Below are 9,599 nucleotides of genomic sequence, written 5' to 3' on the forward strand. Positions count from 1 at the left end.
CAGTTTACTCACCCCCGCCAACTCTGTCAAGGTATTCCTGGGCTAGAAACATCTTCCGAATATGGAGGCAATAAAAAAGGCGCGGGTAGTCCCGCGCCTTTTGCGTTCAATCTGTTATTTGCCGCAGTCCTTCCACATAGGTCTGCGGGTCTGGACAAGCCATAAAAGCGCTCATGAGACAGGCTCCCGCCGCCCCGGTTCGAGCTACGGCAGCCAGGTTGTCCGGTCCGATGCCGCCGATGGCATACACCGGAATGGACACCGCATTCACCACCCCCTCCAGCCAGGGAAGCCCCCGGCCTGGCAGACCCTTTTTGCAGTCGGTGGCAAAGACGTGGCCCGCCGTCACATAGTCCGCCCCCAGCTTCTGGGCCCGGACGGCCTCCTCAGGGGCATGGATGGACACACCCAGCAGCTTCACCTGCTCCCGCAGGGCAGGATCGGCCTCCAGCTGCCCCAGGGACAGGTGGAGCCGGGGCACGCCCAACCTTTGACACACCCGGGGAAAATGGTGGAGCACCACCTTGTCTCCCCCGGCGGCCAGCACCTGCCGGGCCAGGGCCTCATATTCCTCCTCGGACAGGTCCTTCTCCCGCATGATGACTTTGCTCACGCCGCCCCGGCACAGGGCGGACACCCGCTGGGGCAGGTCATCGCTGCACAGCCCCCGGTGGGTCACGCACACCAGTTCAAACATAGACATAGTCGTTCATCACCGGCTGGAGGCCCTGGTCCCGGATGGCCTGGGCCACCTGCTCCACGTCCCGGTTGTCGGCGATCTCAAACTGGTCGTCCCCCTCCTCCTCGCCGGAGTGGCCGCCGATGCCGGTGGATACCCCGGCGGAAATCTTGGTGGCGGCAATGTCGATGACCCGGTCCCGGAAGCCCGCTCGCTCCCGGGTAGAGATGGTCATGCCGGCAAAGGGCATGAACAGGCGGTAGGCGCACATGACCTGGAGCAGCTGCCGCTCGTGAACGTCCTTGGGGTTAATCTTGTCGTTGTTGACGATGGGCCGCAGCCGGGGGCAAGAGAAGGAAATCTCGGCGTGTGGATACTTGCGCTGGAGGAGCCAGGCGTGCATTCCGGTGGCAAAGGCATCCCTCCGGAAGTCGTCCAGTCCCAACAGGGCGGCGAAGGCCACCCCCCGCATTCCGCCCATAAGGGCCCGCTCCTGGGCCTCCATGCGGTAAGGGAAGATCCGCTTGTGGCCCGCCAGGTGGAGCTGCTCATACCGATCGGCGTGGTAGGTCTCCTGAAACACCGTCACATAGTCCACCCCGCACTGGTGGAGGTAGGCGTACTCATCGGAGTTCATGGGGTAGACCTCGATGCCTACCATTTTAAAATACTTCCGGGCGATCTTGCAGGCCTCACCGATGTACTGCACGTCGCTCATCTTCCGGCTCTCACCGGTGAGGATCAAAATCTCCTCCAGGCCGGTTTTGGCAATGGCGGCCATTTCCGCCTCAATGCCCGCCATGTCCAGCTTGGCCCGGCGGATCTTGTTGTGGCAGTTGAATCCGCAATAAATGCAGTAGTTCTCGCAGTAGTTGGAGATGTAGATGGGGGTAAAGAGGTACACGTTGTCGCCGAAGTACCGCCGCTTTTCCATCCGGGCCTTTTGGGCCATCTTCTCCAGGAAGGGCTCGGCCGCCGGGGACAGCAGGGCGGCAAAGTGCTCCGGGGTACGCACATCGGCGTCCAGGGCGGCCCGCACGTCCTTGGCGGTGTAAATGGTCTCGTCATAGCCGTCCCGGGCCGCCGTCACCTGGAGTCGGACGGTGGGGTCGATCTGCTCCATGCCGGGTAGATAGGTCATGTGGTCAATCTTGTCCTTGACCTCCACCACGGTAATGCCTTCCATAGGCTGATCCATGTCTCTTCCTCCTCTCAGTCCGCCAGAAATCCGGTAAGGGGGGAGGAAGCTGCCGCCCCGTGGTCCAGCACCCGGCCCAGCCCGGCCAGATAGGCGGCCCGGCCCGCCTCGATGGCAGACTTGAAGGCCCCGGCCATGGCGGCGATGTCCCCGGCGGTGGCAATGGCGGTGTTGGCCATCACGGCAGCGGCGCCCATCTCCATGGCCTCGCAGGCCTGGGAAGGCCGGCCGATGCCGGCGTCCACAATGACGGGCAAATCGATCTCGTCGATGAGAATGCGGATGAATTCTTTGGTAGCCAGTCCCTTGTTGGAGCCAATGGGAGCGCCCAGAGGCATGACGCAGGCCGCCCCCGCGTCCACCAGATCCCGGGCCACGTTCAGGTCGGGGTACATATAGGGCATGACCACAAAGCCCTCCTTGGCCAGGATCTCGGTGGCCTTGATGGTCTCGTAGTTGTCGGGCAGCAGGTACTTGCTGTCCCGCATGATCTCGATCTTCACAAAGTCCCCGCAGCCGCAGGCCCGGGCCAGCCGGGCGATCCGCACCGCCTCGTCGGCGTTGCGGGCGCCGGAGGTGTTGGGCAGCAGGGTGACCCACTCCGGGATATGATCCAGAATGCTGTCGGTGTCCGAGTTGGCCCGGCGAAGAGCCAGAGTGATGATCTGGGCCCCGGCGTGCTCCACTGCCGCCCGGATCAGGTCCAGAGAATATTTGCCCGAGCCCAGAATGAACCGGGAGGTAAAAGCGTGTCCGCCCAAAATCAGTTGATCTGCCATAGTTGTTCGTTCCTTTCTTTGATGTTTTACGGTTCCATTTGTCCCAGCAGCAGCCGCATGACCATGGTGGCCTGGTGTGCCGCGCACACCGCCACCCGGGGGGCCATAAGCCCCTGGCCCTGGGAGATATCGCTCTCCCCGTCGCCGCAGAGCCAGAGGCGGCCCATCGCCTTGCGGGTAACAATGGTATTGGCCGAGCCGCTTCCCGCCATGCCGGAGCCCGCCACCAGCAGGGTGTCCGGCAGGCCGGTGAGCACCGCCTGGACCAGCATGGCCTTCTGGTCGGCCTGGTCGAAGGCCTCGCACACCACCTGGCAGCCCTGAAACAGGGTGCAGGCGTTGTCCGCCGTCACTTTACAGGTGTGGATCTCATAATCCAGCCAGGGATTGATCCCCCTGAGCTGTTCCGCCAGGGCCTCGGTCTTGTACCGCCCCAGATGGGGAATGAAATAGTGCTGCCGGTGGAGGTTGGTCACGTCCACCCGGTCGAAGTCGGCCAGCACCAGCCGCCCCACTCCCAGCCGGGCCAGGTGGACGGCAATGTGGGAGCCCAGGCCCCCAAGGCCCGCGATGCCCACCGAGGCGGCGGCAAATTTTTTCTGATTCTCCGCCCCGTGGCGGGCGATGAGGGCCTGTTCCAGCGTTTCCCGGTCCATGGGTCAGCCTCCCCCCACGAACCGCACCACCTCCAGCTTGTCCCCATCGGACAGGGCGGTTGTGGAAAAGTCCTCCCGGCGGAGAATGGCGCCGTTGTGTTCCACCGCCACCTGGGCGGCCTTCCAGCCCTGCTTGTCCAGCAGGTCCTGCACGGTATGCAGACCTGTCCGGTCCATGGGCTGACCGTTGACTTGCAGCATAATTTGCCTCCTTCCAAACGCAAAAAAGGCGTCACGAAAGAACTACACCCGCGGTGGTGTACCCCTTCGTGACGCCTTCTTTCAGCTTCACTCTGTGCTATACCATAGCACTGGTCTTTTCACTTGTCAAGGCACAGTTTTCCACCGTGCCCTCAGGGCCGGGGATAGTCGCTGGGGCAGACGGGCCAGTTGGGGTAGGCGGTCCAGATATGGCCGTCCATATGCCCGTCGGACACCAGAAAATAGTCGTAGGAGATATAAGTCACCTGATCGTCCCAGGTGGGGTCCACATTGTACCAGTTCCCGTCGATGTTTACCCGCACCCAGGCGTGATACTCCGTCACGCCGTTGGCGGTGGCCTGACCGAAGATATGCTCGCAGTCGATTCCGCTGAGGAAACACAGCAGGTCCATGGCCTGGGTATACCCCTGGCACACGGCGGCGTGGTTCACCAGCGCGCCGTAGGCGGTGTGGCTCTCCGGCCCGGTCTTTCGATAGGTGACGGTGTCGCACAGGTAGTCGTGGAAGGCCTTCACCCGTTCATACTGGCTCATGGTGCTGTCCACCAGACTGTCGTGGACCCGCACCGCCTCCTCATAGAGGGCCATGTCCTGGGCCGACAGGCGATCCGTCTTTCCCTCCACATAGGCCATCACCCGGGCGGAGTCCCGGTAGCGGATCTCCACAGTGAAGTAGCCCTGATCGGGATAATACCGGGTGGCCATGGAATCCACGTCCGGGAAGCGGTCGATGGTATCCTCGGTAAGCAGGGCCTGGCTGTACGCCCCCTCCTGCCCCACCGGGGTGTAGATGGTGAGGGCAGTGTTGCGGGCATCCACCTGGACTGCCATCCGGCGGATCATATCCTCCACGCTGCTGACTGCAAAGGTGCTCTCCACCGTTACGGTAGGCCCGGGCTGCAGCTTGGGGACAGGCAGTTCCCGCCGCTCCAGCGCGCCCTGGAGATCCAGCTTTTCATAGAGGGTGACCTCCTCCCCCGCCAGCGTTACCTCCAGCATCCGGTCGGACAGCAGGACCATATCGCTGCGCTGGAAGGTCTGGTCCCGGACATAGTCCTCCCCTTCCCGCAGGCCCAGCCGGTCGGCGGCGGCATAGGGATCACGCCAGTCCACATCGGTATAGTCCATGGCCCGCAGCAGCAGGGTCAGGTATTCCTCCTGAGTGATGGTACTGTGGAAGCCGAAGGTCGTATCGCTCACCCCGGTGGTGATACCGTTTGCATAGGCGTAGGCCACATAGGGCTCCCCCCAGCCGTCCACATCGGTGAAGGGGTGGGTGCTTCCGCCGGTGAGGGCGGCCTCCTTTCCGCCGGTGAGCCGCACCACCATGGTGATGGTCTCCCCCCGGGTCATAGTGCCCCCCAGATTAAAGTTGGGCATCCCGTCGCTGCCGGTACCCGCGCCGTCCAGCAGGCCCAGGCAGTACAGGTGCTCCGCCGCCTGTTGGGCCTGTTGGGTGGAATCCGCCCCCGCCGCCGGTACCAGCCCGGCCAGGAGGGCCAGGGACAGAGCTCCCGCCAGAAGCTGCTTTTTCATGGAGATCCTCCTTTCTTCCCGGATCAAAGAAGGGCAGCGGCACGGCAGACCGCCGCTCCGCTGCCCCTGTTGGTCAGAGTTGCTTTTTGGCTGTTACAGGCTGGCCTCCAGCTTGGCCCGGATGGCCTTCAGGAAGTCCAGGGAGTTGACGCCCTGAGCGGGGGTCTCACCCTCCCACAGGCCCACCAGGTCCCGGGTCATGACGCCGCCCTCGATGGTGTCGATGGTGGCCTTCTCCAGCTTGTCGGCAAAGTCCACCAGAGCCTGGATGCCGTCCAGCTCGCCCCGCTTGCGGAGGGCACCGCTCCAGGCGAAGAGAGTGGCCACCGGGTTGGTGGAGGTCTCCTCCCCCTTCAGGTACTTGTAATAGTGGCGGGTAACGGTACCGTGGGCGGCCTCGTACTCGTACTTGCCGTCGGGGCTCACCAGCACGGAGGTCATCATAGCCAGAGAACCGAAGGCGGTGGACACCATGTCGCTCATCACGTCGCCGTCGTAGTTCTTGCAGGCCCAGATAAAGCCGCCCTGGGACCGAACCACACGGGCCACGGCGTCGTCAATGAGGGTGTAGAAATACTCGATGCCCAGCTCGTCAAACTTGGCCTTGTACTCGGCGTCAAAGATCTCCTGGAAGATGTCCTTGAAGGTGTGGTCATACTTCTTGGAGATGGTGTCCTTGGTGGCAAACCACAGGTCCTGCTTGGTATCGATGGCGTACTGGAAGCAGGAGCGGGCAAAGGAGGAGATGGAGCTGTCCTTGTTGTACTGGCCCTGGAGCACGCCGCCGCACTCGAAGTCGTAGATGGTCTGGCGGAACTGCTCCTGGCCGTCCTCGCCGGTAAACACCAGCTCGGCCTTGCCGGGGCCGGGCACCCGGTACTCGGTGGACTTATACACGTCGCCGTAGGCGTGGCGGGCGATGGTGATGGGCTTCTTCCAGGTCTTGACCACCGGGGAGATGCCCTTAACCATGATGGGGGCACGGAACACAGTGCCGTCCAGAATGGCACGGATGGTGCCGTTGGGGGACTTCCACATCTGGGAGAGCTTGTACTCCTCCACGCGCTGGGCGTTGGGGGTGATGGTGGCGCACTTCACCGCCACGCCGTACTTCTTGGTGGCCTCGGCGGAGTCCACGGTCACCTGGTCACCTGTCTGCTCCCGATAGGGCAGGCCCAGGTCGTAATACTCGGTCTTGAGGTCGATAAAGGGCAGGAGCAGCTCGTCCTTGATCTGCTGCCACAGCACCCGGGTCATTTCGTCGCCGTCCATTTCCACCAGGGGGGTGGTCATCTGAATCTTTTCCATGGTCTCCTCCTTATGCTTTTGATCCAATTTCGCAGAAAATTATACCTCCAATCCGGCGAAAAGGCAAGCGGCACATCCCCCTCAATCCTGTGGGTTTTGCCCATTGCGGCCCTGTTGCCGCCGGTAGTATACTTTTTTGGTATGTAACCCAACCAGAGAGAGGGAACCCCCGTGTTTAACAAGCAAGCCCTGAAAAAACTCATCATTCCCCTGATCATCGAGCAGTTTCTGGCCGTCATGGTGGGCATGGCCGACATCATGATGGTGTCCTCTGCCGGAGAGGCCGCCGTGTCCAGCGTGGCCCTGGTGGACCTGATCAACGTGCTCATCATCAACGTCTTTTCCGCCCTGGCCACCGGCGGCGCGGTAGTGTGTGCCCAGTCCATCGGGGCGGAAAACCTGGACCGGGCCAACCGGGCCGCCAATCAGCTGATGTACATCGTCACCGCCGCCGCCCTCATCATCATGGCCCTGTCCCTGACCCTGTGCCACCCCCTGCTGGGGCTGCTCTTCGGCCAGGTGGAGCCCGCCGTCATGGAGGGCGCGGTGACCTACTTTATCATCTCCGCCCTGTCCTACCCCTTCATCGCCCTGTACAACGGCTGCGCCGCCCTGCTGCGGTCCATGGGCAACTCCAAGGCCTCCATGTACGTCTCCGCCTGGATGAACGGACAGAATATTGTGGGCAACGCCATCTTTGTGTTTGTCTTTCACCGGGGGGTGGACGGCGTGGCCCTGTCCTCCCTGTTCTCCCGCATCGTGGCCGCCGGCATTATGCTGGTGCTCCTCCACAGCCGCCACAATCCGGTACTGGTATCCGGTCTGCTCAGGTTCCGGTTTGAGCCGAACATGATGGGCCGCATCCTCCGCATCGGCGTGCCCAATGGGCTGGAGAACTGCTTCTTCCAGCTGGGCCGGGTGCTGCTGGTGAGCCTGATCTCCACCTTCGGCACCGCCCAGACCGCCGCCAACGCGGTGGCCAACAACATTGACAACTTCGGTGTCATCCCCGGCACCGCCATGGGCCTGGCCCTTATCACGGTGGTGGGCCAGTGCGTGGGGGCCGAGGCCTGGGACCAAGTCCGTGCCTACACCGTCAGACTGGTGAAGATGACCTACCTCTTTACCTGGATTCTTAACGGCGTCCTGTTGCTGGGCCTGCCCCTGATCCTCATGCTGTACAGCCTGACCCCAGAGACCCAGTGGTATGCCACGGTACTGATTTTCATCCACAACGGCTGCGCCATGCTGTTCTGGCCCATGGCCTTCACCATGCCCAACGCCCTGCGGGCCACCGGCGACGTGAAGGTACCCATGGTCATCTCCATCTGTTCCATGATCATCGTACGGCTGGGGTGCAGCTACATCCTGGGGGACCACTTTGGCCTGGGGGTCATCGGCGTGTGGATCGCCATGGTGGGAGACTGGATCGTGCGGATCTTCTTCTTTGTGCTCCGGGCCCGGCAAAAGCTGTGGCTGGAGCATCGGTAGGGGTTGTATGCGGGATACTTTTCCTGTATAATGTGTTACATTGTAATTCCAGACAAAAGGAGTGCTGCGCCATGCTGCAAACCGTGATCCCTCAGGGGTACGCCCCCTGTCTCAATTTATATGACACCCAGAAGGCCATCGGCCTGCTGAAGCGGCTCTTTGAGGACACCCTGGGGGGCGCCCTCCACCTGCGCCGGGTATCCGCTCCCCTGTTCGTGGAGGCCTCCACCGGCCTGAACGACGACCTGAACGGTGTGGAACGGGCAGTCTCCTTCGACATTCCCGACGCCGGCCGGGACGCCCAGGTGGTCCACTCCCTGGCCAAGTGGAAGCGCATGGCCCTGTACCGCTATCAGTTCTCGGTGGGCGAGGGCCTGTACACCGACATGAACGCCATCCGCCGGGACGAGGAGCTGGATAACCTCCACTCGGTGTATGTGGACCAGTGGGACTGGGAGAAGGTCATTGCCCCCCGGGACCGGACGGTGGATTATCTGAAGGCCACCGTGTCCACCATCGTGAAGGCCATGGCGGAGACCCAGTCCACCCTGCGCTCGGTGTTCCCCCAGCTCACCGCGCTGCCCCCCCTGGACACCGACGTGTCCTTCGTCACCACCCAGGAGCTGGAGGACCGCTGGCCCGACCTGTCCCCCAAGGAGCGGGAGGACGCCTGGGTCAAGGAGCATCCCACCACCTTCCTCATGGGCATCGGCGGCGCCCTCAAGTCGGGTAAGCCCCACGACGGTCGTGCCCCCGACTACGACGACTGGAACCTGAACGGCGATATTTTGGTGTGGAATCCGGTGCTGGAGCGGGCCTTTGAGGTGTCCTCCATGGGCATCCGGGTGGACCCCGCCGCCATGGACCGCCAGCTCACCATCGCCGGCTGCGACAGCCGCCGGGAGCTGCCCTTCCACAAGATGCTGCTGGAGGGCAAGCTGCCCCTGACCATCGGCGGCGGTATCGGCCAGTCCCGGCTGTGTATGCTGCTGCTGGGCAAGGCCCACATCGGCGAAGTCCAGGCCAGCGTCTGGGATGAGCAGACCATCCAGGCCTGCCAGGACGCCGGCGTCATCCTGCTGTAAGCGGGAGGGATCGTTATGGAACTTCTGGTAGTGGACGGCCAGGGCGGCCGGATCGGCCAGCAGCTGGTGCGGGGCATTATGGCCCGTCACCCCAAATTGCAGGTCTTTGCCGTAGGCACCAACAGCCTGGCCACGGCGGCCATGTTAAAAGGCGGCGCCTCTCAGGGCGCCACTGGGGAGAACGCCCTGCTGGTAGCTTGCCGCCGGGCGGACGTGATCCTGGGCCCTCTGGGCATTGTCATTGCCGACGCCCTGCTGGGAGAGATCTCCCCGGCTATGGCAGTGGCGGTGGGCCAGTCCCCCGCCAAAAAAATCCTGGTTCCCATGAATCAGTGCGACAACATCGTGGCCGGCGTAGAAGATATGCCGGTAAGCAAGCTGCTGGACAGCGCCCTGGAGGAGCTGGACCTGCTGCTGAAGGGCTGAACCTTGCATAGAATGGATCGCGGAGCCACACTCCGCGATCCTTTTTTGTGAGGTGCTCACCGTGAAGCAGATCCTGCACTGCATTATGCAGGTCCAAAATCTGGTCACCCTGATTTTGACCATTGCCTTTCTCCACCTGGCCATCACCGGCAAGGTGGCTGCCGATCAGTTTCTCACCATCTTCTCGGTGGTGATTGCCTTCTATTTTGGCAGTCAGGCA

10 protein-coding genes are annotated in these 9,599 nt (G+C 62.6%); 3 read left to right on the plus strand and 7 right to left on the minus strand.

Annotated features, from left to right (window positions below; genetic code table 11):
• Positions 1-106: 106 nt before the first annotated feature.
• From IHN22_RS05330 to IHN22_RS05360, 7 genes are all read right to left on the minus strand, one after another.
• Positions 107-703: a thiamine phosphate synthase gene (locus IHN22_RS05330; RefSeq protein ID WP_191433961.1), complete on the minus strand. Its 597-nt coding sequence runs from the start codon at positions 701-703 to the stop codon at positions 107-109.
• Complete coding sequence (thiH, locus tag IHN22_RS05335) at positions 690-1,877, minus strand: 2-iminoacetate synthase ThiH (RefSeq protein ID WP_242955384.1); 1,188 nt, start codon at positions 1,875-1,877, stop codon at positions 690-692. Before thiH ends, IHN22_RS05330 begins: the two co-directional genes overlap by 14 nt.
• A gap of 14 nt (positions 1,878-1,891) precedes the next feature.
• The gene (locus tag IHN22_RS05340; RefSeq protein ID WP_191433963.1) at positions 1,892-2,656 is read right to left on the minus strand and encodes a thiazole synthase; all 765 of its coding nucleotides are present in this window, start codon (positions 2,654-2,656) and stop codon (positions 1,892-1,894) included.
• A 26-nt stretch (positions 2,657-2,682) separates the two neighbouring features.
• A complete protein-coding gene (gene thiF / locus IHN22_RS05345; RefSeq protein WP_087330018.1) occupies positions 2,683-3,312 on the minus strand; it encodes a sulfur carrier protein ThiS adenylyltransferase ThiF in 630 nt (209 codons plus the stop codon).
• Between the two features lie 3 nt (positions 3,313-3,315).
• Positions 3,316-3,513 carry a sulfur carrier protein ThiS gene (gene thiS, locus IHN22_RS05350; RefSeq protein ID WP_087188322.1) on the minus strand — a complete coding sequence of 66 codons (198 nt, stop codon included), beginning with the start codon at positions 3,511-3,513 and terminating at the stop codon, positions 3,316-3,318.
• 152 nt (positions 3,514-3,665) lie between these two features.
• A complete protein-coding gene (locus IHN22_RS05355; protein WP_191433964.1) occupies positions 3,666-5,069 on the minus strand; it encodes a transglutaminase domain-containing protein in 1,404 nt (467 codons plus the stop codon).
• A 93-nt stretch (positions 5,070-5,162) separates the two neighbouring features.
• On the minus strand, positions 5,163-6,377 hold the full coding sequence (locus IHN22_RS05360) for an NADP-dependent isocitrate dehydrogenase (protein WP_191433966.1): 1,215 nt from the start codon (positions 6,375-6,377) through the stop codon (positions 5,163-5,165).
• 171 nt (positions 6,378-6,548) lie between these two features.
• Between IHN22_RS05360 and IHN22_RS05365 the strand changes: the two genes are divergently transcribed.
• From IHN22_RS05365 to IHN22_RS05375, 3 genes are all read left to right on the plus strand, one after another.
• Positions 6,549-7,868: an MATE family efflux transporter gene (locus IHN22_RS05365; RefSeq protein WP_191433968.1), complete on the plus strand. Its 1,320-nt coding sequence runs from the start codon at positions 6,549-6,551 to the stop codon at positions 7,866-7,868.
• 71 nt (positions 7,869-7,939) lie between these two features.
• Positions 7,940-8,953, plus strand: coding sequence for an aspartate--ammonia ligase (asnA, locus tag IHN22_RS05370; RefSeq protein ID WP_087330010.1), 1,014 nt, complete (start codon positions 7,940-7,942; stop codon positions 8,951-8,953).
• A gap of 15 nt (positions 8,954-8,968) precedes the next feature.
• The gene (locus IHN22_RS05375) at positions 8,969-9,379 is read left to right on the plus strand and encodes a DUF3842 family protein (protein WP_087188326.1); all 411 of its coding nucleotides are present in this window, start codon (positions 8,969-8,971) and stop codon (positions 9,377-9,379) included.
• Positions 9,380-9,599 lie beyond the last annotated feature (220 nt).

The sequence above is a fragment of the Flavonifractor sp. An112 genome (genome assembly GCF_904377885.1).
Lineage (GTDB): Bacteria > Bacillota > Clostridia > Oscillospirales > Oscillospiraceae > Flavonifractor > Flavonifractor avicola.

Bases quoted from the DNA above. Each gene is read 5' to 3' on its own strand.
- IHN22_RS05375 (WP_087188326.1), top strand. From the start codon at position 8,969: ATGGAACTTCTGGTAGTGGACGGCCAGGGCGGCCGGATCGGCCAGCAG.
- thiS (WP_087188322.1), bottom strand. From the start codon at position 3,513: ATGCTGCAAGTCAACGGTCAGCCCATGGACCGGACAGGTCTGCATACC.
- IHN22_RS05355 (WP_191433964.1), bottom strand. From the start codon at position 5,069: ATGAAAAAGCAGCTTCTGGCGGGAGCTCTGTCCCTGGCCCTCCTGGCC.
- thiH (WP_242955384.1), bottom strand. From the start codon at position 1,877: ATGGATCAGCCTATGGAAGGCATTACCGTGGTGGAGGTCAAGGACAAG.
- IHN22_RS05360 (WP_191433966.1), bottom strand. From the start codon at position 6,377: ATGGAAAAGATTCAGATGACCACCCCCCTGGTGGAAATGGACGGCGAC.
- thiF (WP_087330018.1), bottom strand. From the start codon at position 3,312: ATGGACCGGGAAACGCTGGAACAGGCCCTCATCGCCCGCCACGGGGCG.
- IHN22_RS05340 (WP_191433963.1), bottom strand. From the start codon at position 2,656: ATGGCAGATCAACTGATTTTGGGCGGACACGCTTTTACCTCCCGGTTC.
- asnA (WP_087330010.1), top strand. From the start codon at position 7,940: ATGCTGCAAACCGTGATCCCTCAGGGGTACGCCCCCTGTCTCAATTTA.
- IHN22_RS05330 (WP_191433961.1), bottom strand. From the start codon at position 703: ATGTCTATGTTTGAACTGGTGTGCGTGACCCACCGGGGGCTGTGCAGC.